Annotated in this window: 21 protein-coding genes and 2 pseudogenes; 13 read left to right on the forward strand and 10 right to left on the reverse strand. The window is 60.7% G+C overall.

Annotated features, from left to right (window positions below; genetic code table 11):
* Nucleotides 1–31: 31 nt before the first annotated feature.
* From MOV74_RS00115 to MOV74_RS00135, 5 genes are all read left to right on the forward strand, one after another.
* Nucleotides 32–958, forward strand: coding sequence for an alpha/beta fold hydrolase (locus MOV74_RS00115; protein WP_246916326.1), 927 nt, complete (start codon nucleotides 32–34; stop codon nucleotides 956–958).
* A gap of 122 nt (nucleotides 959–1,080) precedes the next feature.
* Nucleotides 1,081–1,557 (forward strand): hypothetical protein, encoded by a 477-nt coding sequence (locus tag MOV74_RS00120; protein ID WP_246916328.1) that lies wholly within the window; start codon nucleotides 1,081–1,083, stop codon nucleotides 1,555–1,557.
* A 96-nt stretch (nucleotides 1,558–1,653) separates the two neighbouring features.
* Nucleotides 1,654–2,301 carry a CoA transferase subunit A gene (locus tag MOV74_RS00125; RefSeq protein ID WP_246916329.1) on the forward strand — a complete coding sequence of 216 codons (648 nt, stop codon included), beginning with the start codon at nucleotides 1,654–1,656 and terminating at the stop codon, nucleotides 2,299–2,301.
* Nucleotides 2,302–2,306: 5 nt separating this feature from the next.
* On the forward strand, nucleotides 2,307–2,957 hold the full coding sequence (locus MOV74_RS00130; protein ID WP_246916331.1) for a 3-oxoacid CoA-transferase subunit B: 651 nt from the start codon (nucleotides 2,307–2,309) through the stop codon (nucleotides 2,955–2,957).
* 13 nt (nucleotides 2,958–2,970) lie between these two features.
* Nucleotides 2,971–3,429 carry a MaoC family dehydratase gene (locus tag MOV74_RS00135; protein ID WP_246916333.1) on the forward strand — a complete coding sequence of 153 codons (459 nt, stop codon included), beginning with the start codon at nucleotides 2,971–2,973 and terminating at the stop codon, nucleotides 3,427–3,429.
* A gap of 6 nt (nucleotides 3,430–3,435) precedes the next feature.
* Here MOV74_RS00135 and fabI read toward each other — a convergent pair whose 3' ends face one another.
* From fabI to MOV74_RS00160, 5 genes are read right to left on the reverse strand one after another with little or no spacing between them, the layout of a single operon-like run.
* Nucleotides 3,436–4,224, reverse strand: a complete 789-nt coding sequence (gene fabI / locus MOV74_RS00140) for an enoyl-ACP reductase FabI (protein ID WP_246916335.1) — start codon at nucleotides 4,222–4,224, stop codon at nucleotides 3,436–3,438.
* Complete coding sequence (locus MOV74_RS00145; RefSeq protein ID WP_246916337.1) at nucleotides 4,221–5,435, reverse strand: acetate/propionate family kinase; 1,215 nt, start codon at nucleotides 5,433–5,435, stop codon at nucleotides 4,221–4,223. Before MOV74_RS00145 ends, fabI begins: the two co-directional genes overlap by 4 nt.
* A 5-nt stretch (nucleotides 5,436–5,440) precedes the next feature.
* A complete protein-coding gene (locus tag MOV74_RS00150; protein ID WP_246916340.1) occupies nucleotides 5,441–6,403 on the reverse strand; it encodes a phosphate acetyltransferase in 963 nt (320 codons plus the stop codon).
* 29 nt (nucleotides 6,404–6,432) lie between these two features.
* A complete protein-coding gene (locus MOV74_RS00155; protein ID WP_246916498.1) occupies nucleotides 6,433–8,652 on the reverse strand; it encodes a DUF3141 domain-containing protein in 2,220 nt (739 codons plus the stop codon).
* Between the two features lie 10 nt (nucleotides 8,653–8,662).
* Complete coding sequence (locus tag MOV74_RS00160; protein ID WP_246916342.1) at nucleotides 8,663–9,808, reverse strand: AI-2E family transporter; 1,146 nt, start codon at nucleotides 9,806–9,808, stop codon at nucleotides 8,663–8,665.
* A gap of 147 nt (nucleotides 9,809–9,955) precedes the next feature.
* Between MOV74_RS00160 and MOV74_RS00165 the strand changes: the two genes are divergently transcribed.
* Nucleotides 9,956–10,474 carry a GNAT family N-acetyltransferase gene (locus tag MOV74_RS00165; protein WP_246916343.1) on the forward strand — a complete coding sequence of 173 codons (519 nt, stop codon included), beginning with the start codon at nucleotides 9,956–9,958 and terminating at the stop codon, nucleotides 10,472–10,474.
* Between the two features lie 93 nt (nucleotides 10,475–10,567).
* Nucleotides 10,568–10,700 (forward strand): annotated as a pseudogene (locus tag MOV74_RS00170) (lipoyl synthase); the annotation flags it as partial.
* A 473-nt stretch (nucleotides 10,701–11,173) separates the two neighbouring features.
* On the opposite strand, the gene MOV74_RS00175 reads toward MOV74_RS00170, so the two are convergent.
* Nucleotides 11,174–15,448: a LuxR C-terminal-related transcriptional regulator gene (locus MOV74_RS00175; RefSeq protein WP_246916344.1), complete on the reverse strand. Its 4,275-nt coding sequence runs from the start codon at nucleotides 15,446–15,448 to the stop codon at nucleotides 11,174–11,176.
* A 168-nt stretch (nucleotides 15,449–15,616) separates the two neighbouring features.
* On the opposite strand from MOV74_RS00175, the gene MOV74_RS00180 reads away from it, so the two are divergent.
* A complete protein-coding gene (locus MOV74_RS00180) occupies nucleotides 15,617–15,928 on the forward strand; it encodes a nuclear transport factor 2 family protein (RefSeq protein WP_246916345.1) in 312 nt (103 codons plus the stop codon).
* 508 nt (nucleotides 15,929–16,436) lie between these two features.
* Nucleotides 16,437–17,228, forward strand: a complete 792-nt coding sequence (locus tag MOV74_RS00185) for a Crp/Fnr family transcriptional regulator (RefSeq protein WP_246916346.1) — start codon at nucleotides 16,437–16,439, stop codon at nucleotides 17,226–17,228.
* A gap of 543 nt (nucleotides 17,229–17,771) precedes the next feature.
* On the opposite strand, the pseudogene MOV74_RS00190 reads toward MOV74_RS00185, so the two are convergent.
* Nucleotides 17,772–18,062 (reverse strand): annotated as a pseudogene (locus MOV74_RS00190) (hypothetical protein); the annotation flags it as partial.
* A 545-nt stretch (nucleotides 18,063–18,607) separates the two neighbouring features.
* On the reverse strand, nucleotides 18,608–19,294 hold the full coding sequence (locus MOV74_RS00200; protein ID WP_246916348.1) for a response regulator transcription factor: 687 nt from the start codon (nucleotides 19,292–19,294) through the stop codon (nucleotides 18,608–18,610).
* A gap of 948 nt (nucleotides 19,295–20,242) precedes the next feature.
* Between MOV74_RS00200 and MOV74_RS00205 the strand changes: the two genes are divergently transcribed.
* On the forward strand, nucleotides 20,243–20,587 hold the full coding sequence (locus MOV74_RS00205; protein ID WP_246916349.1) for an H-NS family nucleoid-associated regulatory protein: 345 nt from the start codon (nucleotides 20,243–20,245) through the stop codon (nucleotides 20,585–20,587).
* A gap of 38 nt (nucleotides 20,588–20,625) precedes the next feature.
* Here the strand turns inward: MOV74_RS00205 and MOV74_RS00210 are convergent, their stop codons facing one another.
* Nucleotides 20,626–20,847 carry a hypothetical protein gene (locus MOV74_RS00210; protein ID WP_246916351.1) on the reverse strand — a complete coding sequence of 74 codons (222 nt, stop codon included), beginning with the start codon at nucleotides 20,845–20,847 and terminating at the stop codon, nucleotides 20,626–20,628.
* Nucleotides 20,848–21,128: 281 nt separating this feature from the next.
* Between MOV74_RS00210 and MOV74_RS00215 the strand changes: the two genes are divergently transcribed.
* From MOV74_RS00215 to MOV74_RS00225, 3 genes are read left to right on the forward strand one after another with little or no spacing between them, the layout of a single operon-like run.
* Entirely contained in the window at nucleotides 21,129–21,968 is an 840-nt protein-coding gene (locus MOV74_RS00215) for a 2OG-Fe(II) oxygenase (RefSeq protein WP_246916353.1), read from the forward strand.
* Nucleotides 21,969–22,005: 37 nt separating this feature from the next.
* The gene (locus MOV74_RS00220) at nucleotides 22,006–23,076 is read left to right on the forward strand and encodes a hypothetical protein (RefSeq protein WP_246916355.1); all 1,071 of its coding nucleotides are present in this window, start codon (nucleotides 22,006–22,008) and stop codon (nucleotides 23,074–23,076) included.
* Nucleotides 23,073–24,074 carry a methionyl-tRNA formyltransferase gene (locus tag MOV74_RS00225; protein ID WP_246916357.1) on the forward strand — a complete coding sequence of 334 codons (1,002 nt, stop codon included), beginning with the start codon at nucleotides 23,073–23,075 and terminating at the stop codon, nucleotides 24,072–24,074. The genes MOV74_RS00220 and MOV74_RS00225 overlap by 4 nt, the downstream gene beginning before the upstream one ends.
* 48 nt (nucleotides 24,075–24,122) lie before the next feature.
* Here MOV74_RS00225 and MOV74_RS00230 read toward each other — a convergent pair whose 3' ends face one another.
* Nucleotides 24,123–24,806, reverse strand: coding sequence for a transglutaminase-like cysteine peptidase (locus MOV74_RS00230; protein WP_404979091.1), 684 nt, complete (start codon nucleotides 24,804–24,806; stop codon nucleotides 24,123–24,125).
* Nucleotides 24,807–25,193 lie beyond the last annotated feature (387 nt).

Raw genomic sequence — 25,193 nt, forward strand, 5'->3', positions numbered from 1 at the left:
TGCAGCATCAGAACACCTGCCGGTTTTCCGCATGCCCTGCCTCAGTCTCGGCTCATACCGGATCCGCTATGAGCTCGATGGGCCGGCGAACGCGCCCGCCTATGTGCTGGTGAACGGACTCACGCAATACTCCGAGCTCTGGTCAGCCTATCGCGAGGCTCTGCTCGCGCGAGGATTCCGCGTCGCAACCTTCGATTTGCTCGGCCAGGGCGAGTCCGACAAACCGGCACTCTTCATCAGCCAGGACGACCAGGTGACCGCGCTCCACCTGTTGATCGGTGAACTCGGTGATGGCCCTATATTCCTGAGCGGCATCAGTTTCGGTGGGCTGATTGCGCTGCGATACGCCATCGAGCACGGCGAGCGCATCTCCGGCCTCGTGCCAATGAGCTGCTTCGCCGAGCTCTCACCGCAGCTGCTTTTGCTCGGCAACGCACTGCGGACCGGTCTGATCCTTGGGGGCACAAGCTATCTCCAGGACCTTCTGCTGCCGATGAACCTCTCCGACCAGTGGCTGAAGCCCCTGCTCGACAAGCTCGACAGCGTCAAGCGGCAGGGCTGGCTCGTCAACGATCTCTATGCGCTCCAGAACCTGATGGAATCGTTTCTCGATTTCGAGCCATTGACGCCGCGCCTATCCACGATCGCCGTTCCGACAATGATCCTGAACGGCGAGTTCGACTTCCTGACGCCGCGAGCCCTGCACGAGACCCTGCGCGTCGAGATCCCCGACAGCTCGCTCGTGATCATTCCGAAGGCCTATCACGCCTTCACGCTCGAGAAGAGCGCGCTCACGGCAGACCTGCTCGCCCGCTTTGCCGATGACGTGCTCGCCGGGCGCTGGCATGGCAACAGGGCAGTCTGGATCGCGCCGGAGGAGCCTGGTGGCGAGCTTGCGCCATTTCCGGCCGGCTATGATCATTTGCGTGCCGTTCCCATCCGGGCAGCGCCGCCATGAGCAGATTTCTTGGACCGCTGGATTCGGAAGGCCGGATACCATCACTCCAGCAGACACGCATCGCCGCGTTTCTGATCTCGGCTCACGGCGCCTTGGCGCGACAATACGCAATCGCCCTGCCGATGCGGATCGAGGCCGCTTGGCAGACCGAATTGAATGCCCAATTCTATCGCGAGTCCGAGATTGTCTCGCTGTTGCAGCGCTCGACCTCCTGGGTGCCCGACATGGCCTTGGCCTACATGGCGGCCTCGTGGGAGACCGCCTGGCTCCCGGAGCCGGTCGAGGGGATCATTAATCAGCCTCTCGCCCTTCCGATTGATCTCGCGACACGAGCACATGCCATTCATGCCGGCATCCGACCGGCGGCCCTGCTGCCGGTCGACGCGAACGTCAATGATCCCTTCGTATTGGCCCTGCGCCGCATCGAATTCGAAAGCGGCCGGCTGTTGCAGGCACAAATTCTCTTGCTGAAGAGTGACAGTCTCGTGCCGTTTCGGGACGCTGTCAGCACGGCGCTGGAACGGCGTCACGCCGAGGTTCGCAAACTATGGGCGGCCGCGCTTGAGAGCATCGGCATCACCGTCAGGCAGGAACGATGAGAATCCTTGACGCAGATCAATAGAGCCGGCCGACCGTCCGCCAATTTCGTCTCTCAATCGCCTTCCTTTGATCGCCTGTTGACTGGAGCTCCAATCATGAAGGCCGTTTCTGTCGAAGAAGCAGTCGCGATGATCCCGGCCGGCGCGAGCGTCATGGTCGGCGGCTTCATGGGTGTCGGAACACCGGAGCGCCTGATTGACGAAGTGACCCGGCAGCGCAAGTCCGATCTGTCGTTGATCTGCAACGATGCTGCCATTCCGGGGAAAGGCGTCGGAAAATTATTCGACGCTGCCCTGGTCTCGCGTCTGACCGCGACGCATATCGGGCTCAATCCGAAAGCGCAGCAGCAAATGCTGGCCAATCAAATCAACGTCGACCTCGTGCCTCAAGGGACCTTCGTCGAGCGCATTCGTGCGGGGGGATGTGGACTGGGCGGCGTTCTGACGCCGACCGGCGTCGGCACACTGGTTGCAGAAGGCAAGCGCCAGATCGAAGTCGACGGCAGGCCCTTCCTGCTCGAGACGGCATTGCGCGCGCAATTCGCGCTTGTTCACGCCTTCCTCGCCGACTACCTCGGCAATCTCAGCTATGCACTCACCTCGCGCAATTTCAATCCGATCATGGCGATGGCCGCCGATACCGTGATCGTCACCGCGGAGCACATCGTGCCCGTTGGCGTCATCGCGCCCGACCATGTTATCACGCCGGCGCCACTCGTCGATTACCTCATTACGAACGGGTGATCTCCATGGACGCACAGACCATCATTGCTCGACGCGTCGCCAAGGAGCTCAGGAGCGGCGACCTCGTCAACCTCGGTATCGGGATTCCGACGCTGGTCGCGAACTACGTTCCTCCCGATCTCAAGGTGTTCTTTCAGTCGGAAAACGGTTTGATCGGCACGGGGCCGATTCCGGAGCAAGGCATGGCTCATCCGACGCTAACGGACGCCGGCGGCCGCCCGATCAGCGCCCTGCCCGGCGCCAGCACTTTCGACAGCGCCATGTCGTTCGGACTGATCCGCGGCGGTCATGTCGATGTGACCGTCCTCGGCGGACTTCAGGTCGACGCGGAGGGACATCTCGCCAACTGGATGATCCCCGGCAAGATGGTGCCGGGAATGGGCGGCGCAATGGATCTCGTCAGCGGAGCCAAGCGGGTGATCGTCGCCATGCAGCACGCGGCGAAGGGGAAATCAAAGATCGTTCCCAGATGTTGGCTGCCGCTGACTTCTGTACGGCCTGTGAACCTGGTGGTGACCGAAATGGCGGTCATTGGCTTCCCGGACGGCAGGGCCACTCTGCTCGAAACCGCACCCGGCGTCGGCATCGGCGAGGTGATGGCGGTGACCGACGCTGAGCTGGCCGTTCCCGACAAAGTCCCTGAAATGAAGATCTGAGCAGGTCGGCACCATGCGCACATTCAGCGACTTCGATGAGATCAAATCCGCTGTCGGCACCGAGATCGGCGTCAGCGACTGGATCGAGGTGACGCAGGATCGCATCAATCGGTTTGCGGAAGCGACCTGCGACGAGCAATGGATCCATGTCGACCAGGAGCGGGCAAAGAAGGAGCTGCCGGGCGGAACCACGATCGCTCACGGCCTGCTGTCGCTCGCGCTGGCGCCGATGTTTATCCGTTCGGTCATCGGGCTGAAGGGACTGCGCAACACTCTGAACTACGGCGCCGACAGGATACGCTATCTGGCGCCGGTGCCCGCGGGTTCGAGGTTGCGCGGCCGCATCACGGTTGCCGAGGCGGAGGACGTGCCACCGGACGGCCTCCGCGTCAACTACCATCTCGTGATCGAGGTCGAAGGCGGCAAGAAGCCCGCATGCGTCGCCGAGCTGATCGCCCTGCACTATCGCTGAACGCGCTCAGTCGATGATATGATAGCCGCCATCGATGTAGAGGACGCCGCCGGTGATCAGCTTGGCGCCGTCGAGGGCCAGGAACGCTGTCGCATTGCCGACATCGTCGATGCTGACCAGGCTGCGCGCCGGCGCCTTCGACTGCGCCTTGTCCATGAGTTCGTCGAACTCGGGGATCCCTGATGCTGCGCGCGTCGCCAGAGGTCCGGGTGAGATCGCGTGTACACGGATGCCTTTCGGCCCTAGTTCGGCGGCAGCGTAGCGAACGGCGGCTTCAAGCGCCGCTTTCGCCACGCCCATGATGTTGTAATTCTCCACCACCATCTGGCTGCCGTAATAGGTCATCGTAAACAGCGTGCCGCCATTCTTCATCAGCGGCTCGGCGAGATGCGCCATCCGTAGGAACGACCAGCAGGAGACATCCATCGTCTTGAGGAAGCCGTCGCGGCCGACGTCCACAACGCGACCATGCAGCGCCTCCTTCGGCGAGAAGGCGATCGAATGCAGCACGAAATCGAGCTGCCCCCATTCCTTCGCGATCCGCTCGAAAACCTGTTCGGTCTGCCCCTCTACCATCACGTCCAGTGGCATGAAGATCGGCGCATCCAGCGCCAGGGCCAGCGGCTCGACATGCTTTTTAGCGCGCTCATTGAGATAGGTGACGGCAAGATCGGCTCCAAGCGCGCGAAACGCCCTGGCGCAACCCCAGGCGATCGACTGATCGTTGGCGATACCCACGACAAGGCCCTTCTTTCCCTTCAGGGCAACCTTGGTATCCGGGAACACGGGAATCATGACACCCTCTCTTGTCTCGGGTTGGTCGACGGCTTGGTCATCAGCAGCGACAGCGTGTGCTTTGCGATCATCAGTTCCTCGTCGGTCGGCACGACGTAGACGGGAATGCGGCTATCGGAGCGCGATATCAGCTTCGAATTTCGGGCGTTCTCAGCCGGATCAAGCGTAACCCCGAGCCATCCGAGCTGCTCCACCACGCGCGCGCGAAGGGTTGCGGAGTTCTCGCCGATGCCGGCCGTGAAGACGAAGGCGTCGAGGCCTTGCAGGGCGGCGGCGAGCATCCCGGCATTGAGACCGATCCGGTAGGCAAAATACTCGATCGCCAGCTTCGCATTGGCGTCCGAGCTGCCTTCCAACTCGCGCATGTCGTTGCTGACGCCCGAAAGCCCCTTCAATCCGCAGTCGCGATACAGGAAGTCCTGCACATTCGAGGCAGACATCCCCTTCTCGGAGATCAGATATAGCACGACTCCGGGGTCGAGCTGACCGGGCCGCGTTCCCATCGGAAGGCCATCAAGCGCGGTAAAGCCCATCGTGCTCTCGACGCTCTGCCCCTGGCTCATCGCACACATCGAAGCGCCACTGCCGAGATGGGCAACGATCACACGACCCTTGGCGATATCCGGCGCGATTTGCGGCAAGGCATTTGCGATATACTCGTAGGACAAGCCGTGAAAACCGTATCGCCGCACGCCTTCGGCATGGAGCCGATGCGGGATTGCGTAATGGTCGGCGAGCGGGCCATGCGTACGATGAAACGCGGTGTCGAAGCAGGCCACCTGCGGAAGCGCTGGGAAACCGGCAAGAATCGAACGAATGGGTGCCAAATTGTGCGGCTGATGCAGTGGGGCCAGCATCACGAAGCGTTCGAGACGAGCAACCACGCCGTGGTCGATCAACACGGGCCGATCGTATTCCGGACCGCCATGCACGACGCGATGCCCGACAGCGATCGGATGGATGCGAAGTTCGTCCCGCAACCATTCGCCGGCCGTGCCCATCGCGGCGGGAACGTCAGGCACCGCCTCGATCGGGTAAGCGCGATCGGCGATCGGATTGCCATTCGCGCCACTCGCCCGCAACCGTGGACGACTGCCGATGCCGTCGACCTGGCCCTTGATCTGGCGCCGGAGCTTGCCTTCTCCTTCAACAGAATAGACCTGGAACTTGACGCTGGAGGAGCCGGCATTGACGACGAGGATCGTATCCATGGCGGTCACGCGGCGACTGTTGGCGAACGTTGGCGCCTGGCGTTGGCATAGAGCGAGGCCACTGCGCACGATGCCATCCGCGCACGCGGCGAGTCCGCGCGCGAGGTCAGGACGACCGGAACGCGGGCGCCGAGCACGAGGCCCGCACCATCGGCCTTGGCGAAATAGGCCAGATTCTTCGCCAGCATGTTCCCGGCCTCGAGGTCCGGCACGACAAGGATCTGCGCCCGGCCAGCCACTTCCGATTTGATCCCCTTGATGCGCGCGGCCTCGATATCGATCGCGTTGTCGAAGGCCAGCGGTCCGTCGAGCACGCCGCCGGTAATCTGGCCGCGATCAGCCATCTTGCAGAGCGCCGCGGCTTCAAGAGTCGATGGAATTTTGGACGTCACGGTCTCGACCGCCGAAAGGATCGCCACCCGCGGCGATACGCCGAAGCCGGCCTGAACGTAGAGATCGATCGCGTTCTGGATGATGTCTCGCTTGGCATCGAGATCGGGAAAGATGTTGATGGCCGCATCCGTCACAAACAGGGTTTCGGCATAGGCCGGCACGTCCATCACGAATACATGGCTGATGCGGCGGTCGGTGCGCAGGCCGCCCACTTTCGCGGTCACGGCCCGCATCAGCTCGTCGGTATGCAGGCTGCCCTTCATCAGCATTTCGCCCTTGGCCGCGTGAATGAGCTCGACGCTTCTGGCGGCCGCTTCGTCGCTGTGAGCGGCGTTGACCATCTCGAAGCCGGCGATATCGAGGCCGTGCTTTCCCGCGATATCCCTGATCCTGTTTTCAGGCCCGACCAGGATCGGGCGGATGATGCCTGCCTGCGCGCTGTCGACAGCGCCGCGCAGCGAGGTTTCGTCGCAGGGATGCACCACGATTGTCGGAAGCGGCGGAACGGCCTTTGCTGCGACGATTAGTCGATCGTACTTGCTGGGAGACTGTGTTTGCCTCGTTTCGGCTGACATGATCTGGCTCCCGGTCCTTTCAGACAGCCTTACGACGCCTTCGCCTTTGGATCGAAAGGGGCGACGTTCGACACGCCCTCCCCGGCATCGACGCCAAACAAGGCGGCGACACGCTGCAACCTTCTTGCGCGCTCGCCCGTGATGTCGCCGCTAGCGGAGAGCACCTCGCTGATCGCCGTGAAGGCGGCACGCCGCTGGGTCATATCCTCGGGCAACAGCTTCCGGATGGCATCAACGGCGCCTTCCCGGTCGATCAGCAGCATGAAGAATTGCTCTCGAACCAGCATCTTGAACTCAGGCAACGTCATTCGCGGTCCACTGTAGTCCCGGCGGATCTGGCGCAAGGCCTCAATGCTGCGCTCATCGACCATTCCGCGCGCTGAGCCGATATAGAGCAGGCTGCGGATGGCTGCCTCGCGCAGGCCGCCTTCGCCGATCGTCGATTTCAGCTGCGCAATCCGCGTCTCCAGCATCGCGCGATGCTCGGGCGTCATCTCGCGCCGCCGGGATGGTTCGGACGTCGGATCGATTCCGACGGCCGCCTGCAAGGCTGGCGAGCCATAGACGTTGAGGAAGATCGTTTCGCTCAGCGCTTCCTGTGCATCGCGCCAGCTATCCAGCGCGTGCACAATCTGCTTGGACATCTGCTCCTGGAAGGCGACGAAAGGATTATCCGCGGAAGCCGGCTTGCGATTGTCCTCGATCTCCTCGGCGGCCGACTTCACCGCCGTCATCCATGGATTTTGACTGCTCGCGGCCTCATATTGCAGCCGAAGTGGATGCAAGTTGCGCATCATGTCCGCCATCTGCGGCGTCACCATGTTCTTGATCCAGGGCCGCGCGAACTTCTGGTAGGCGGCAAGGTTGAGCTCGGAGACGCGCTTGGCGGCGGCGAAGCGCCGCTCGTCCTCAGGGGAGTTGCCACCCATGGCGCGGATATCGTCGAGCGTCCGCGCCTCGCAGCGCATCACCCACTGACCAACGACGAGATCGGAGTTCGTGGTTTCCTCGCCCTTGGCCTCGAACGTCGCTTCGTAGAGCCCCGGCGGCAGCACGTCGATCAGGTCGATATTGCTGGAGAACTCGGCGTGCTCCTTCTTGGCAACCCCGCCAGAGACGAAGATGCCGAGATGGCCGATGCTCTTGTGAACGGTGTAGACGATGGTCTGCCCATAGGCCCGGATCTCGTCGACATCGGCATAGCAATCGAGGATCCAGTCCAGCGCCTGCTGCGGCGGGGTGACATTGTCGCCTTCGGAGCAGAACACGAGAATGGGCGATCGGATATTGCGCAAGTCGACCTTCTGGCCGTCGGACATCTCGATCTTGCCCGCGGCGAGATTATTACCGATGAAAAGCTCATCGACGATGAACTGTATTTCCTCGGCGTTGAGGTTGACGTGCCCACCCCACCAGCGTTCGAATTCGAGATAGCGGTCAGCCTCGGTGTCGACCTTGGAATAGACGTTGTATTGCTTGGTCCAGAGCGTATTCGACGGATTTTGGCTCTCGAAATTCTGCACCAGCCAGGCGCCGTCGAACTTCCCGGCGCCAAGATCGGAGGTCATCGCCGTCAGCCAGCTTCCGCCCAGCAGACCACCGGAATAGCGCATCGGATACTTGCCGTGCACGCCCGCCCAATAGGCGAGCGGCGCCCCGGCAATAATGAGCGGTCCGAACAATTCCGGCCGCAGCGACGCCAGGATCATGACCGCCCAGCCAGCCTGGCAGTTTCCGATCACGCATGGCTTGCCGTCAGCCTTGGGATGGAGGCTGATGACCTTCTCGACGAACAACGCTTCGGCCCGTGCGATGCGCTCGATGGTTTGTCCCGGCATCGGTTCCGGCAGGAAGCCGACGAAGTAGCAGGGATGCCCGGCCTTCATCGCAACGCCGATCTCGCTGTCGGCCTTGAAACCGCCGATGCCCGGCCCGTGGCCGGCGCGCGGATCGACAACGACGAACGGCCGCCGCTCGGGATCAATTTCGACGCCTTTCGGCGGAATGATACGAACCAGCGCATAGTTGACGGGCTCGTCCAGCTTGCGGCCGTCGATGATCAATTCGGCGGCATATTGCAGGACGTGCGGCGCGGTCTGCGCGACGTGCTCCCTGTACTGGTCGCCGCGCCGGCGCATGATGTCGAGGAACAGGACGCTCCGCTGGCTGGCATCGACCATGTATTCGACGGCCGAGGCGACAAGCCCCGACAACGGGCCGCTTGGCACTGTAGGTTTCTCCATCGACATGTTCCGTACCTCATCGTCGCGCGGTTTCATCCAAGGCACTCAGAGTTGGCCGATGTTGATTTAGGTCAACGGTCGACGATGCTTGCGGCTGCGGAACGGCGCGGTCGGTCCTGATCCAGGCCACCATGAGCTCCCACGCCACCGACAGGATGATCGGCCCGATGAAGAGACCGACGATTCCGTGCCCCAGCGTGCCCCCGATCACGCCGATGAGGATCACGAGCGTCGGCGTCGTCAGGCCGCGCCCCATCACGAGAGGTTTCAATATGTTGTCGAGAATGCTGACGATTCCGAGAAAAAGCGTCAGCAGCAACGCCGTGCCGAGGTCTTTGTCGGTCCAGATCCAGATGATCACCGGCAGCATGATGATGGCTGCGCCGATCTGCACGACGGAGAGCATCAGCACGACGAAGGCAAGCAGCCCAGCAATCGGGATGCCGGCCAGCTTGAATCCGATGCCGGCCAGCAGCGCCTGGACGACTGCGATGCCGATCACGCCCTGGGATACCGCGCGAATAGTTGCGCCCGCCAGGTCCAGGAAGTGCTCGCTTTGTTCGGGCACGATCCGTGACAGGAACTCCCTGCCCGCCGTCACGAGCTGCGGTCCATAGGGAAAGAGGACGCCGGCGACCGCCACCGATAGCAGGAACTTGATCGTGCCCACGCCGGCATCGCCCGCGACGCCAAGCAGCGTGCCCGCAAAGGGCTTCAGATAAGGCACAATCCGCTGCAGGACCGAACGGAGATTGGTCGAGGCCTGATCCCAGAAATCGTAGAGCTGCGTTCCGATCAGCGGCCAGGTCTTGATCGTCGCGGGCGGCGACGGAATGGCCAGATCGCCCGCCGCCAGCTCGCCGGCGAAAGCTCTGATCCCGTCGACCGCGCCGAGTCCGAGCCAGGCCGCGGGCCCGATGACGATCGCGAGATTGATGGCCGTAAGAATGACCGCGGCGAGCTTCGCCCGGCCGCCCAGGATCTTTGCGAGCAAAACAAAGACGGGATTGAACGCGACCGCGAGCACGAGAGCCCAGACCAGGATCGTGACGAAGGGACGGACCAGATAGAACGTCCAAACGATCAGCAGAGCGAGCAATCCGAGCCGGATCACGAGCTGGATCACGTCCTCTCCGGTGAGAAGCTGGCGAAGTGTCTTCAAGGCGGCGTCCAGGTCAGACTATCAGCAAGCGTAGCTCGCAGCTTGGCGATACAATCTTGATCTGGATCAAACACTCCACGGGCCGCGGGGACCTGATCAGCCGACGCCGGGCCCTATCGGAGCCGGTTTGCCTTACCGGGAGCCGCGATGTCGGACGCCGCCAGCTACAGTGCACGCGAGCACTTACCAGATGGAAGTCAGGTCGAAATCCGGGCGCTTCGCCCTGAGGATGAGTCCGGCATGCTCGCCGCAGTGGAACAGACCGGCGCCCGATCATTGCAGCGCCGGTTCTTCGCGACGAAGCACCACTTCTCCGATCGCGAACGCGCCTTCTTCATGAACGTCGATTTCAGGAACCACGTCGCGCTGGTGGTCCTTGCGACGGAAGCCGGCCAAAATGCCATCGTCGGAGGCGGCCGCTACATCGTCTTCGAACCCGGACGTGCCGAGATGGCCTTCATGGTGGTGGACGCCTGGCAGGGACGCGGAATCGGTTCGATGCTGGCCCGTACCCTCGTTGCACTCGCTCGCAGCGCCGACCTGGCCGAGCTGACGGCGGAGGTTCTTCCGGAAAACGCCCGGATGCGCAGCGTGTTCGACAAGTTGGGCTTCGCTTCAGCAAAGCTTGATCCGCACACGATTCACCTGGTGTTGAAGCTCAGCTGATGTGGAGCCGTAGAGCTATCCTTTCGCTCACTATACAAATCGTCCCTCTGCGGTCTAGCGGCGTTGGCGAGCCCAATCCGCGCAATGAGCCTGGCGACGTCGATCGAAATCCTCACGCCGGATTTCCTGCGCAAGCGCGGTGCACTCGAAACGAGTCGTTGCGGAGAAACCAGACGCATTCAATCACAATCTGGAAACAGTGCCGTCAAAATATCTGGCGGTGCGCATGGATTTCGTTGCGCCCTCCTGACATTTTTCTTGATCTCCGGTGCACACGTCGCGCACACGCAACTCGCAAACCATCTTCTAAGACTGAACTCTCGCTCCAATCCATCATGGGCGCCACGGAAAACAAATACCCCCAAGATTCGCTGGCTTCGCCCCACGTATCCGATGGAGTGAGCATGAAAAGCCGCCTCTCTCTGCTGTCCGGCTAAAGACAGACATCCATCGCCTAAGCGAACGGTCCGTTCAACCAGAATAAGTCTGATCGCTGGTCAGGAAGCGCAAGGCGGCCCTCACGAGCGGTAAAGAGAAGCAGAATAGGCTCGTCTTCGGAGGATTGATCCGAGCCTCAACAGACTGTGAAACGCCGGCTCAAATTGGACACGCTCGACCCATGGACGCGGGCGGCAGCCTGCTCAACATCGGGCCCTCGCGGTCGCGCTCCTGCTCGTCTTTAGTCAACGATGGAACACTTCAAATCAGCACGTCATGAGGCGCGGGTAAAATGGCGTGATGCGGAAGGTTATGAACGGGGGCAACCGCGTGTTCGTCCAGTGCATTAGGGATCAATTTGCCGATGATGTGGAGATCCTTTTCCTGACCGAGCGAAACGTGCGGATCGAGTGGGTTATTAACCTCAACTACCGCGACGAATGTGGGAGGAGTTGCATAGCTATCGAAGCGAAACGCCAGTTCTGCGCCGCCAATTTCGGAGGCAACTTTAGCCGGCTGTACGGGTCCCAAGGCAGTTGCAGCAGATTGCGCAGCCTGCGGCCAGTTTCCGGCGTTACTGCCATTTGCGACGCTTGGTTCGACCATCTCGGCTGCTTCCGGTGCGTCTTCAGAGCGGCGTGAATCGTGCCCGGAGTTGCCGTGCTCCACGACGGTCGGCTCTTCCCCGGCTGACGCTCCCGCAACATCCAAAACCGGAGCGTGATGCTCGGCGCCATTTCCCGGTGCGAAGCCAGCTTCAGTCAACTCTGTGGCCGCGTGTGGAGGACCTGGCTCTGAAGCGTGCTGTGAGCCACCGCCGCCCGTGATGCCAGCCGTTGCAATGCTCGGCTCACCGAGCTCAGCTGCTTCCGGTGCGTTTGCAGACGCTGAGTGCCCCGAATTGCCGTGTTTCTCGCTGTCTGGTTCCGCCGTCTTCGCTGACCCTCGCGAAGCGTCCGAAGCAGGGGGATGATGCTCGTTGTCATGGCCGACGCCATTCCCACGTATGATGCCAGCTTCAGTCAACTCCGCTGCTGCCTTCGCAGACCCTGGCTCCGAAGCGTGCTGTGAGTTATCGCTGCCCGCGCCACCGGCCTTTGCGACGCTTGGCTCACCGAGATCAGCTGCGTCCGGCGCGTCTGCAGAGGTTGAGTGCCCTGAATTGCCGTGCTCCACGCCATCTGCTTCTGCTGTCTTCGCTGACCCTCGCGAAGCGTCCGAAGCGGGGGGATGATGCTCGTTGTCATGACCGACGCCATTCCCCCGTATGAAGCCCGCTTCAGTCGACTCCGCTGCCGCCTTCGCAGACGCTGGCTCCGAAGCGTGCTGTGAGTTATCGCCGCCCGCGCCACCGGCCTTTGCGACGCCTAGCCCACCAGGCTTGGCTGCTTCCGGTGCGTCTGCAGAGGTTGAGTGCCCCGAATTGCCGTGCTCCACGCCATCTGCTTCTGCTGTCTTCACTGACCCTCGCGAAGCGTCCGAAGCGGGGGGGTGATGCTCGTTGTCATGGCCGACGCCATTCCCCCGTATGATGCCCGCTTCAGTCAACTCCGCTGCCGCCTTTGCAGACCCTGGCTCCGAAGCGTGCTGTGAGTTACCGCGGCCCGGGTTACTGAGGCCTGGCTCACCAGGGTCGGCTGCTTCCGGTGCGCTTGCAGACGTTGAGTGTCCCGAATTGCCATGCTCCACGCCATCTGCTTCTGCTGTCTTCACTGACCCTCGCGAAGCGTCCGAAGCGGGGGAATGATGCTCGTTGTCATGACCGACGCCATTCCCCCGTATGAAGCCCGCTTCAGTCAACTCCGCTGCCGCCTTTGCAGACCCTGGCTCCGAAGCGTGCTGTGAGTTACCGCGGCCCGGGTTACCGAGGCCTGGCTCACCAGGGTCGGCTGCTTCCGGCGCGCTTGCAGACGTTGAGTGTCCCGAATTGCCGTGCTCCACGCCATCTGCTTCTGCTGTCTTCGCTGACCCTCGCGAAGCGTCCGAAGCGGGGGAATGATGCTCGTTGTCATGGCCGACGCCATTCCCACGGATGATGCTCGCTTCAGTCAACTCCGCTGCCGCCTTTGCAGACCCTGGCTCCGAAGCGTGCTGTGAGTTGCCGCGGCCCGGGCTACCGAGGCCTGGCTCACCAGGGTCGACTGCTTCCGGTGGTTTTGGCGAGGCTGGGTGTCCCGAATTGCCGCGTTCCACGCCATCTGCTTCTGCCGTCTTCGCTGACCCTCGCGAAGCGTCCGAAGCGGGGGAATGATGCTCGTTGTCATTGCCGACGCCATTCCCCCGTATGACGACAGCTTCAGTCAATTCCGCTGCAGACCCTGGCTCCGGAGCGTGCTGTGAGTTACCGCCCGCTGAGAGGCCAGAGCCAGCCCCCTCATTAATGGGCTCATTCTTCGATGTGAGATTTTCAACTGCCGCGCTATGAACAAGCACGATCGGTGAAACATGAGGCGACCCGCCGGACCCGTCAGCGCTCTCATCCCTTGTACCCGCCGAATCGCTGCTGAAGGTTCTGAACCTGGCCGCGCCCCCTAAGCCGGTCCGAGCCTGCCCGAATTCGAACCCCAAGCCGTCGTCGGCCAGAATGCTCCAAACTCCAGCGGTCCCGAGCGTGCTCCCGCTCGTCTCGATTACTGTATGGGCACTGTCCGTACTCAGAACAGTCTCATCGCTTGCGGTCGCCGAAATCAGCGCTTCTTCGAACTGCTCCAAGGTGATCGCGACAGCCGCGCCTTCCGGCTGGCCGACGAAATCCGACTCCGCAATGGAGACAATCCCTTGCAGATGGATTTCGAGCAGGGCCCTGTCCCCGACATCAAGACTTCGATCGGTCGGGTTCACGTAGACGATCGTTTCGTTGGTTGCGGGATCGTAGATCCAAGCGAGGGTATGCGGCGGTATAGACTTGCTTGCTGCCGTCAAATGGAGCCAGGCAAGCGCTCCGAAAGCAGCAAGATTGATTCGGCTCGATCCAGATGCGAAATCGAAGCCAGAGTGGGAAGAGCTCGAATTAGAATCGATCGCGGAGCGATAAACAACATTTTCGCCAACGTTGCCGCCCATCAGTTGATCGTGGCCATCTCCGCCAATACCGGCCTCGTGACCAGTGTCCAGTGAGCCAAAAGGTCCTTGCAGGTTGTCATCCGCAGCGCCATGACTCATTTGGCTCGAAACGCCTTCTCCAGCAACGCGTTCGTTGCCGGTGGTCACAAGCGCGGCAGGCAGGCGCAAATCGTGCAAAGGGAAAGCCGGGGGCGAGCCGTCTACCTCATTGGTATCAGCATCGGTGATCGCGGCCAGTTTTGTGGTCGCATTTTCGGCGGTGACCACCACGAAGCTGTCGATCGGCGCTTTGCCCGGGTCATGCGATTGCACCGCAAGATGGGGATCATTCAATGCGTAAATCAACGCACCGGTCAAAGTGGCGAAGGTGCCATACCCTCCGTGAATCAACGTCGAAGTGGAATTAAGCCGCGGGAATTGATGTTCCGCGGTCGGGTCACCACCGATCTGTGGGTCGCTGGCTCCCCGCAGTAATGGCGTAGGAAGATTGAGCGTGCTCGATCCAACTGGCCCGTAGTCTTTCCACGCTTTCGAGCCTACGGATTGCTCAGCCGGCCGCAGCGCTTCTACTGGCGCCGCCGGGTTCGTGACTAGGCTCGCCTTGGCAAGGAAGTCCCTCTGGGTGAGCGCGGGCGTCTCGCCGGATTCCTCGACCATGAGGGTTCGGAGAATAGCTCTTTTCCAGGGCTCATATTCGGCATGCTCTCCCGCGCGACCGACGCTGTCGTCATCCGGATCCACGTCGTGCGCTTCCGACGCCTTGAGTTCGTCCGCAATTGCGAACGCCAGGAACACCAGCGCAAGATGGCCGAAGCCGGACGGGCGCTGCAACAACGCGAGGGTAGCGAGCACGGTTCTGTTGGTAATTTCGAGCTTCTGAAATATGTTGTAGAGGTGTACTTTGACTGTCCCTGGGGAAACGTTTAGCTGGCGCGCGATCTCCTTGTTCGACATTCCTTCTGAGACTAGTCGTACAATTTGACGCTCCCGGTGCGTCAACAGCTCCAGCATCGTTTCAACTTTGCCGCCGCCGTCAGCTCCCTCGTCGGCTGGCAAGAGATCGGATTGCTCGGGCGAATCGCTGCGCTTTGTCATCAGGCGCAGCAATCGCAGCATAGTGTCGGAGGAAGCATGCTTCGAGATTACGCTGGAGGCGCCAGCAGCAATAGCTGCGGTTAGATCGTGATCTGCTTCGGACTCGGTAAACAACACCAAGCGCGTGGAGAGATTCTCAGCTTTCGCAATCGCGAGGATCTCGGGTACCGTCAGATCTGGCAGGTTGTCAGCAACAAGCGTGACGTCGGGTGCCAAATTCCGAATTGCTTCGAGGCAGCTTGTTCCATCGCTGCATGATGCGACAACGTCGAAGTCCTGCTCTGCCCCGAGCACCGACTTCAGCCCCTGTAGAACGATCGGTTGTCGATCTACGATCAGAAGCCGGATCCGTCTCTGCTTCACAGACACGTCTAACATGGACTCTGCCTCGGCCCGACCATCTATGTACTTCGGCATATGGCCGAGGCCAAGCCGAATTATTAAAATACAATTAATCGCGCAGGAAAAAGAGGCTTAGCGGGCCAAAAACGACCTAAAATCACAAGCTTACACGGCATGTAGGCGAGAAATATGCCATTTGACCCAATGGCCATTGCCATTGACTGGCTGGATGCTTACCGCGCGGGCGACATCGAGGCGATCTTAGAAATGTATGCCGAAGATGCCGTGGTGCACTGCGGCTGCGGGGGCGTCAAAACCATTACCGGCCACGAGGCACTTCGTGCCTATTGGATTGATCGCCTCCGAGAATATCCGGCGGGCACGTTGAGCGATCTCAATCCGTCGCACGAGGGGACCATTATCTCGTACGTCACCAATAGTGGTGCCATGAGTGCGCTTTTCTCGTTTGACGTTACCGGGAGGATCAAGAAGTTTGACTGCAGTCCCTCACACTAGACCTGCGGCGCGATCGTTAGCGAAAGCATGTCGAAGGGCGATACGCCTCCAGCAGAGCGCGAATGCCAACTTGAGGCCTCCCAGCGACTGCACGGCCCATGCGGCGCGAGCGTGTGAAGGCGCCCAAGCCTCGGCTTCAACTTGAAGCGATGCCGCTCGAACTCGTCTTCAACGAGGATATCAGCGGGCCAGATGACGAGAGCACCTATCGCCATTGCGTGTCGACGGCACGGGCGGTCGCCACGTTCGGCTTCCTTGCACACGCCAAATTGTCGTTCGTCATGCGATCAATTGTGATGTCCGCGGTAGTCCTGCCTGGCACCAGCTGGAGCCAGAGGCACAGTATCTCCGCCGCGGCATGCGATCGTCGAGCCACGCAGGCTCGCCATTGGCTATGGGAACCATATCTTTGGTGGTCGGTTGGCTTGCTGTTGAGCTGGCACTCTGCAGAGCAGCACGACATATCGGCATGAGTTCTAGTGCCGAACATCCGTCGGGAGCCAATCCCATGATGGACCACGCGACCAGAGTTGGTAATCGTTTGTTAGCAGGGTTGCCACCAGCGGATTTTGCTTTGCTTGCGCCCCATCTGCGGAAAGTCGTGATCGAACGCGATTCCGTGCTCGTCCGATCGGGCGAACAGATTGAACATCTTCTCTTCCCCCTCAGCGGTGCGATCGCGGCGATCACGGGGCTGCCGAACGGGCAGACAGTTGCTACGGCGATAATCGGGCACGAGGGCGCTGTGGGTTTGACGTCAGCGTTTGGCGCATCCGCCGCGCCCGCGACGGCGGTCGTCCGCATATCCGGGGCCGCGCTGCAGATCTCGCCTGCGCAATTCCTGACAGCACAACATCGCAGCCCCGCAATCGCATCCATGGTGCAGGTCTTCACGATGTCGTTGTTGACGCAACTCCAGTACACGGCGGCCTGCAATGCACTGCATTCCGTCGAAGCCCGCCTGGCGCGCTGGCTTCTTCACATCCACGATCGTGCGAATGGAGTTGATCTGCTCCCGCTGACGCAAGAAACATTGTCGGAGTTGCTGGGCGTCCGCCGCACCACTGTCACGCATGTCGTGTGCACAATGCGCGCGTCAAGGGCGTTGAAATCCAATCGGCGCGGCCAGCTCGAGATTGATCGGCCGCGGCTCGAAGCCGTGGCATGCGAGTGCTACAAGGTCATGAGCCGCAGAATCGATCGGATAGTCTCGCGCGGCGCGGTCGGGCTCGGCCATGGGAATCTAGCGCGGCCCTCTTCCCGCTCGCCCGGTAGCCGAATAGCCGGGACAGGCTCGTAGAACCGAAGCGCTTCGCGAACCACTCGCACATGCACCCTCGCGGTTCAGCAAAGGTGCACGAGACTCGGTCGTTACAAATTGCCGCATCCTGAGCGAGCTCAAGAACGTTGCAGCGATGGCTGGCTCCCGGCCGAAGCTAACCAGACATCAAGGTTCGGGTCATCCATTCGCCTTGGGACGCTCGTCACAACGACGCGACCGTTACGGCGGTGAATCAAGGCGGCTCGGCTGGCCAGATGTGCTTTCGGCCTCGCGTTTGGCCTGTCGGAGCGCAAGGCCCAACCTGGCTTTGGCCGCACAGCAGCCCATAGGGCTCCCTCATGGGCCGAAAAGATCTTACCGGCTGGATTCGGTTGCGCTGGAAATCCGCGTATTAGCTCCGGGGCAATCGGCCTTGCGCCTTTCCTCGTTCTCATCGTCTGCGCAATCGACCCCACCATTTGCACTTGGAATTCCAGAGCTGCCGCCGGTTGCGAAGGGCCCTTTGGCACTGCCTCCGCCAGCACCGGACTCGCCGCTACCGCCGGATCCACCGCCGGATGTCCCGCCGGCACGAGAAGATCCAGCAGGGCGACCGCCAGGTGCTCCCCCGCCCCCTGATGATCCGCCACCGGAACTCCCCGGCCCTGCCGCGGATGACCGATTATTGTCGAAGAACGACTGGCCGCTGTCGCTTTGCCTCGCCCCGTGCAAGCCGCCCGAACGTGCAATGGCTTTTGAACTCAAGGAGGTGGACAGAAGCAGCGTCATGACAGGGGGCGTCACGGCTGCAAATCTTCCGCAGGTTTTCAAAAATGCCCGCCGGTCGTCGTCTTCGTTGCCGTCTCGGGTCACGACGCGCCTCCTCGATTTAAAATATTATTTACAGTATTATATATTAAATGAATTCTCAACCACTAATTTTCTTGGCCTTGTGAGAGTTTGCTGAACGTGCGTGCCCCGGACAGAACGCCGGCAATTTCCGGCGTCTTCCCCCGGTTTTCCGGGGCACCCTGCCAACGCGCAAATTTGAGTTGCGTTACGGCATTTAATTTGGTTAATTTTAATTTAACCGACCGGGCGCGGGCTCGGCTACAATGGACCCTTGCGATGCCACTGCAATTCTATCGGTCCGTCCGGGACATGGAGATCTGGAGTGCGAACAGTCACGGCTTCTCGTTCGTGATCAGTTTCGGAAGCCCGGGAGGTCCGGGCTTCCACGGACGCTCCGGCTACCTGGCGAGTTGGCGTCCGCTCCACAACAACCAAGCCGCAATCAAGATTGGCGGCTCGCCCTTTCGAACGTTGGCCGAGGCCGAAGGGGCCTGCCGCAACATGATTGAGCATCTCGCAGCGCCATAGACCGCCTTTCGGCAGACTCCTGAAAACGCCAGACACGGTCAATCAGCGCTGGCCGGATCCTGACGCAAAAGATCAGGGGAATCCAACTCACCTGGTGCTGAATGCAGCTCGTTTCGCGAAATCGCCAATGCCGCAAGAACCGTACGATTGCTGATATCCAGCTTCTGAAAGATATGATGAAGATGGACCTTGATCGTACCGTCGGCAAGATTCAACCGACGCCCGATCTCCTTGTTCGATAGCCCCTCCGATACCAGCCGCATGATCTGCCGCTCCCGGTCAGTTAGCTGTGTCAGGGACTTCTCACCGGCGTGGGGCTCCTCGCTGACGTGATCGGTGCTTGGGGCTGCTGCTTGGCGCCGGGCAGCTTTCCGCAAAGTTGCGACCAGCATCTCCACACCCGAATCCTTCGAGAGGACGATGCAGGCGCCGTCCGAGGCCAGCCTTTGTAACTCATGGTCGCCCGCCATACCGGTGAAAAAGATTATCGGAGCACGGCGGCCGACGGCCTTTGTAGGAGCGAGGATCCGCTGTCGACTGAAGTCGGGCAGTGCAGCATCGACAAGCGCGACGTCCGGCGCAAGAAATCGAATTGCCTCGATACAGCTAGCGCCATCGCTGCAAGAAGCAACGACCGCAAAATCACGCTGCGCCGCAAGAACGCTCCTAATCCCTTGCAAGACGATCGGATGTCGATCAGCGATGACAATTCTGGTACGGCGCATGCTTCCCCTGCCTATTGCTAACAACCCCCCTTGCGGCCGTTTAATCCCCCCTTTTGAGACGCGCGAGTCTATAACCAGTCAGCCCCGTCAATAGCGTCGCGTCTTAGGTCTGAGACAGCACCTAGCGGCAACGCTCGATGGCCACGCTACCGTAGCTCGCCCAGAGAATGCTTGCAGCACCGTAAGAATGCGGTGCTCAACGGCAAATAAGAAACCGCAAATTCCACGGGGATATTGAACGTTTCATCTACAATTTTTGATAGCATCGATCTGAAAATTCACTCCAAGAATGTCGTCGGCGTACCGATCGGGAGGGTTATTATTATGATCGACATCCAACTACCTTAGTTAGAGCCGGATATTACGAACGATATATAGGGACATTCACGATTCAAATCTAACATTCGACGAAGTTTCACTGAGGCGAGGCTGTTCGTGAAGCCCTCGCATCGGGAAGAGAGGTGTGAAAAAGTATTACTATTCATCAAAGCAACGGCAGGTAATCAAGGACAGACAAAGGCTGCGGTTTATCGTAGCCCCTGGAGTAACCGATGAAGTCTCGGTACCGCGCTTGAAGCTGATTCGCCAATTCAGCAACTCAATGATCGGCACGGGTCGTCGTTGGCAATGAGTAGGTGATCACATGTATTCTTCGGCGATTTTGCATCAAACACATAAGGCCCTCATCGTTCAATTCACCGAATTGCAGAACTTACGTAGTCGCGTGTTGAAAGCAGAGAAGCGATTGCTCGAGCCCAAGCGACGTCCCCCCGGACGGAGGGCGCTTGGGAAACGACCGCGCGGTCGGGGACACGGTCTCAACCGCTAGCACCAAGTACTGCGCTGCACACAAGCGCCGCCGCGCGCTCGGATCACGCTTGCCCAACCCTGGTATGACCTGATAATGCCCCTCCTGTTTCGGTTCGGAAGTAGCTGGGGACGGCTTCCATGGAGAAGGGTGACTGGGCCAACTTGACCACAGCCGAGCTGTGGCGGCTTTACGATGAGGTCACGACCGTTCTCAGTCGCAGGATGACCGCGGAAAAGGCCAAGCTGGAAGAGCGGCTGCGCAAGATTGAAGGGACCGCCGTTTCGTCCCCGACCGGGGAACGTCAGCGCCGTCCGTACCCCCCGGTGCTGCCGAAATACCAGAACCCGAAGAACCCGTCCGAAACCTGGTCCGGCCGCGGCAAGCAGCCGCGCTGGCTGAAAGCGCAGCTGCGCGCCGGCAAGAAGCTGAACGATCTCCTGATCAACCGCTCGTCCGCACAAAGACGCCGCCGGACCGGCTGAGCGCTGGCGCGCCGCGGCGGCCCATCGGACCGCAGAATTTACCGATCGCTGTCCGATCTTCCGTTAGGACTGCCGTCACGGCCGCCATTGCCGAAGCCATTGTTGCCACGCACAATATGGCCCCCCGAACTGGCTATCGCGGCCGAGGTCAAGGAGGTGGAGAGCAACAGCGTCACCGTCGGAGGGGTAACAGCGGCGAATTTTCCGCAGGCCTTCAAGAATTCACGACGATCATCGCCTTCCGTATCGAGTTGGGTCATCGGCTCGTCCTGCTACTATCCAGCCCAATAGCAAGGTACAGCAGAATCATCGCCCCCTCAAATTAAATAAGTTAATCACGTGATTTGAATTTCGCGTCTACGATCCCGACTTGCATCGGCTGGCGGCCTGTGGAGATGAAATTTGGAATATTTGTGCAGGGCTCAAGCGCAGGCTCGTAATTTTATTTTGACATTTAATTCCAGGCCTATTTATAGTATTATTTAATTTGGCCACGGTCTTGGAGGCCTAGCTCCAGGCACGGCAGCCGGAGTCTGCGGATTTGCATGTTGATTTCCAGCTTCACTCGTTGAGCGGCCTCTTTGCCCGAGCCAACTCCCTGCGCGCCGAATACGCAGCCGCAAAACCTTGGCAGCACATTGTCGTCAATGACGCCTTTCCCGAGAAGCTGTTGGACATGGTCGCGGCCGAATGCACCGCCCTCCAAGAGGCTCGTCTGATTACCACGAACACCGATCGCCTGGTGAAGCAGGAGGTATCAGACGGATTGGGGCCGGCCACCCAGCATCTGCTGAGCTTGGTGGATAGCGCCCACTTCCGAGAATTCATTTCGGCAGTCACTGGTGTTCGCGATCTTCAATCCGATCCGACGCACAAATTTGCGGGAGTGCATCGAACGCCGCCAGGAGGCTTCACGAAGATCCATCGCGATTTCGAGATTCACCCGACGACCGGACTGTTCCACCGGGTCAATCTGCTCATCTATCTCAATCGGGATTGGCCCGAATCCTACGGCGGCAGCCTCGAACTGTGGCCTGCGGACATGTCAGCGCTCGGATGCCGCATCTTCCCGCGGTTCAACACCATGATCCTCTGGGAGACGCACGGTGCCACTCTCCACGGCCTTCCGGACCCGGTCTCCTGTCCCCCTGGTCGAATGCGCCTTTCCGTCGCATCCTATTACTACACGACGACGCGCCGCGTCGCCGCATCGGGCGAACGCCGAGTGCAGTATTGGGCGGCGCGACCCGGCGAGGATCAATGGATCGAGCGAATGAGCTGGCAGGATCACTTGCGCGCGGTCATACCCGATCCGCTCTACAACGTGCTCCGGGCGGCGCGCGATTGGATATCCAGAGCGCGCCGGTCGAGAACACGATGAAGCCGGCGCCTTCCAGCAGCAACAGCGGGACCCATCAATGACTGCGATCGGCACCTCAGTCAAACAATTGCGATCTGGCGATGCGGACACGAGCGCACTTTGCAGGCCAGGCTTCTCGCCTGCTCGACTGCGAATGCTGATGAAGCGCGCCCTCGCTGAAACCGGACTAGACATGTCGGGAATGACTGTACTGACCGAAGCTGCAACTGGCGCGTATGCCGTGACCCCCGTCCTGGCTGCAATGGCCGGAGCCAAGCACGTCTACGCGTTCACGAAACCTGGCCGCCATGGGACTGTGACCGACGTCAAACGGGAGACTTTCGAGATCGCGGCCCCCCTAGACGTCGCTGACCGCATCGAGATTCTGGAAAAGATCAGCCACGAGGTGCTCCACAGCGTCGATATCGTGACCAACAGTGGCCACCTCCGTCCCCTTACAGCTGCGCTGATCGACCAGCTGCGCGGCGACGCCGTGATTGCCTTGATGTTCGAGGCCTGGGAGTTTCGTCGCGAGGACCTGGATATCGAAGCGTGCGCACGGCGCAAAATCCCGGTGGTCGGCGTCAACGAGCGACACCCCGCCATCGACGTCTTCTCATTCCTTGGCCCGCTCGCCGTGAAGCAGTTGCACGATTGCGGGCTGGCGGTCCTGGGCAGCAGAATCGGCTTGCTCTGCGACAATGACTTCCTTGCCCCGCTGCACACCGGGCTGGCAAGCCTGGGGGCGAACGTCAAGACCTTCGACAGCGTTGCGGCAGTTCATCCTGGCGCATGGGACGCCTTCGTTGTCGCCTTGCAACCAACGGACGCGCCGCGCGTCGGCCAAGCGGAGGCTGCGCATCTCGCCGCATGCGCGCCCGACGGCGCCGTTGTGGTGCAGTTCTGGGGCGACATCGATCGAGCCGTGCTGGCCGCCAATGGTCTTGCGATCTGGCCTGCACACTCGGTCGGCCAGGGCCATATGGGCATTCTGCTGTCGGAGATTGGCCCCGAGCCGATCATACGATTGCAGACCGGCGGTTTGCGCGCGGCCGAGTGGGTCCGCCGAGGCGGTGCCGTCACAGAGGATGGTTTCGCCCAGCTCGTACCATGGCCGGAGGTGATATGACGGAGCGCCCGCAGCCCGATGTCGTACTCCTCGCGGACGGGCCGACGGGCTTCGCAGCGCTTCGCTCGTTGGCTGCGCACTGCCGCGTGACCCAGATCTTCCGGAGACCGGACCAGCCCGACGCGAGCGCGTTAGCGTCGTTTGCCAACAATCGCGGCATCCCGGTCACGGCGATGCAGGACTTGAACCAGCTTCAGAAAGTGATCGCAGAGGTGCGCCCGGCGGCCGTGGTGATCTCTTCGTTCGATCGGATCATCCCGCCGCAGATTCTCGCATTGTGTCGCTTCGTCAACGTGCACTATTCGCTTCTGCCCCATTACCGCGGCCGCGCCAACGTCAATTGGGCAATCATCAACGGCGAGACGACTGCCGGGATCAGCATTCATCTTGTCATCCCGGAGCTTGATGGCGGCAATCTGTTGTTTCAGCAGGCCATTCCGATCGGCGCGAATGACACGGTCACCTCGCTCTACGAGCGCCTCAACGCGATTCTGGAACGTGAGCTCGGCGGGGTCGTCGTACGAGCGATCACCGGCTACCAAGGGACCTCTCAAGATACCGACAATGCCTCCTATGGCTGCGCCCGTGTTCCGGAAGATGGAGAGATCGACTGGCGCCAGCCTACCGACACCATCGATCGGCTGATCCGCGGCTTAACACCGCCATTTCCCGGTGCCTTCACCCACCTGGACGGGCAGCGGCTCATCATCACCAACGCGTTGCCGCGGCTTGATGCTCCCTGCTATATCGGCCGCGTACCAGGCCGGATCGTAGGACGGTCAACTTCCGAAGGCTGGGTGGATGTGCTGACCGGCGACGGCGTCCTGCGGATGCTCAGTGCCCTTCCTCCCAACTCCGAGCAACCATGTGCTGCCGCTTCTGTCATCGGATCGACGCGCGCTACCCTGGGGCTGTCGCGGCTTGATCTTCTTCGCCGGATCGTCGCGCTTGAAGACAGGCTCGCTTCGCTCGAGCAGATCAAATGCGCTCATGAATAAGCGCAACCGTTCTGGCCAGGGAAGGATCGAGGCATTAACGCCAGTCCTTCACACCCCTTCTCGTCCAATCGTGACCCAGAGCCCGTCGCGGCCCGGACTTTGCACGCGAACCCAGCGATAGGTCGTCCGCGACCACGGCTTTACCTGCGGCGTGAGATTGTCGAGCACGAGATCGCCGCTCCCGGTACGTACGAGCAGCACCAGATGATGTTCACCGGAACTGACGACGACTTCGCTCAATAGCAGGACGCGCGCCGGCCAGCCGCGCCGAAGCAGCTCGTGACGCTTGCTCACCGCGTAATCGTTGCAATCGCCACGAGCGGGATTGATGATCCACGCCTCGCCCGCAAGACCGAGCTCGTTGCGGGCCGGCTCGATCGCGAGATTGACCCTGCGATTGATCTCCCACAGCTCCGCCCATCGCTCCTCAGTCAACCGGATCGACCCGCCCCGAAAGAACCGCCGCGGGCGGCATTCGGCCTCATAGCGCAGGCAAAACAGGGTGTAAGTGAGGGGCGGAAGAGCCGGACGCCCCAGCTCGATCTGCGCAGGGTCCGTTTGGGGGACCCTTGGCACGGCCAGCAATGCCGCACCGGCCCATTGAACGCCCCCGAAGATGATCACGACGGCTGCCGCGATGACCAAGCCTGAGGTCCGTTGCATTTGCCGATCCTCCTGCGAATGCCAGATCGACGCGGACCTCGGCACAACGCTGCCGATCGCGCAGATCACCACTTCGCTATTTAATCAATATAATTATATTTAATTTACGCGATTAAAACAAGATTATTTATTCCGTTTAAACGCGGTGGCCAATTCGCGTCAGCGACGATTGCAACCCAGGGAGCGAGAATGGAGCGAGAGACCGGGCAAGGCTGGCTCTTTTCCTGCAAGCCGTGCGAAGCGCGATCCCCGATAACCGGCGTCGCCACCGCAAAGCGAGACAGGCCTTTTTCCGATCGCAGATTATTTTATTGATTTAATTACCCACCATGCTCAAATCGCAAACACAGCCCTCGCAGCAGGACTGACTTCATATGCCAATTGAGCTGCTCGTCATTGTGGGAGCTGAAGCTTCAATACTCGGCTTCGTCGTCGCGACGACCCTGCGCGCCAAGC

It is taken from the genome of Bradyrhizobium sp. SHOUNA76, from assembly GCF_023006445.1.
Classification (GTDB): domain Bacteria; phylum Pseudomonadota; class Alphaproteobacteria; order Rhizobiales; family Xanthobacteraceae; genus Bradyrhizobium.

Excerpts from the sequence above, each read along its gene's own strand:
- MOV74_RS00135 (WP_246916333.1), top strand. The coding sequence starts at position 2,971 with ATGCGCACATTCAGCGACTTCGATGAGATCAAATCCGCTGTCGGCACC.
- MOV74_RS00200 (WP_246916348.1), bottom strand. The coding sequence starts at position 19,294 with ATGCGCCGTACCAGAATTGTCATCGCTGATCGACATCCGATCGTCTTG.
- MOV74_RS00180 (WP_246916345.1), top strand. The coding sequence starts at position 15,617 with ATGGCCATTGCCATTGACTGGCTGGATGCTTACCGCGCGGGCGACATC.
- MOV74_RS00120 (WP_246916328.1), top strand. The coding sequence starts at position 1,081 with ATGCGGATCGAGGCCGCTTGGCAGACCGAATTGAATGCCCAATTCTAT.
- MOV74_RS00185 (WP_246916346.1), top strand. The coding sequence starts at position 16,437 with ATGATGGACCACGCGACCAGAGTTGGTAATCGTTTGTTAGCAGGGTTG.
- MOV74_RS00220 (WP_246916355.1), top strand. The coding sequence starts at position 22,006 with ATGACTGCGATCGGCACCTCAGTCAAACAATTGCGATCTGGCGATGCG.
- MOV74_RS00155 (WP_246916498.1), bottom strand. The coding sequence starts at position 8,652 with ATGTCGATGGAGAAACCTACAGTGCCAAGCGGCCCGTTGTCGGGGCTT.
- MOV74_RS00210 (WP_246916351.1), bottom strand. The coding sequence starts at position 20,847 with ATGACCCAACTCGATACGGAAGGCGATGATCGTCGTGAATTCTTGAAG.
- MOV74_RS00150 (WP_246916340.1), bottom strand. The coding sequence starts at position 6,403 with ATGTCAGCCGAAACGAGGCAAACACAGTCTCCCAGCAAGTACGATCGA.
- MOV74_RS00175 (WP_246916344.1), bottom strand. The coding sequence starts at position 15,448 with ATGTTAGACGTGTCTGTGAAGCAGAGACGGATCCGGCTTCTGATCGTA.
- MOV74_RS00165 (WP_246916343.1), top strand. The coding sequence starts at position 9,956 with ATGTCGGACGCCGCCAGCTACAGTGCACGCGAGCACTTACCAGATGGA.
- MOV74_RS00205 (WP_246916349.1), top strand. The coding sequence starts at position 20,243 with ATGGAGAAGGGTGACTGGGCCAACTTGACCACAGCCGAGCTGTGGCGG.
- MOV74_RS00225 (WP_246916357.1), top strand. The coding sequence starts at position 23,073 with ATGACGGAGCGCCCGCAGCCCGATGTCGTACTCCTCGCGGACGGGCCG.
- fabI (WP_246916335.1), bottom strand. The coding sequence starts at position 4,224 with ATGATTCCCGTGTTCCCGGATACCAAGGTTGCCCTGAAGGGAAAGAAG.
- MOV74_RS00130 (WP_246916331.1), top strand. The coding sequence starts at position 2,307 with ATGGACGCACAGACCATCATTGCTCGACGCGTCGCCAAGGAGCTCAGG.
- MOV74_RS00115 (WP_246916326.1), top strand. The coding sequence starts at position 32 with ATGCCCTGCCTCAGTCTCGGCTCATACCGGATCCGCTATGAGCTCGAT.
- MOV74_RS00125 (WP_246916329.1), top strand. The coding sequence starts at position 1,654 with ATGAAGGCCGTTTCTGTCGAAGAAGCAGTCGCGATGATCCCGGCCGGC.
- MOV74_RS00145 (WP_246916337.1), bottom strand. The coding sequence starts at position 5,435 with ATGGATACGATCCTCGTCGTCAATGCCGGCTCCTCCAGCGTCAAGTTC.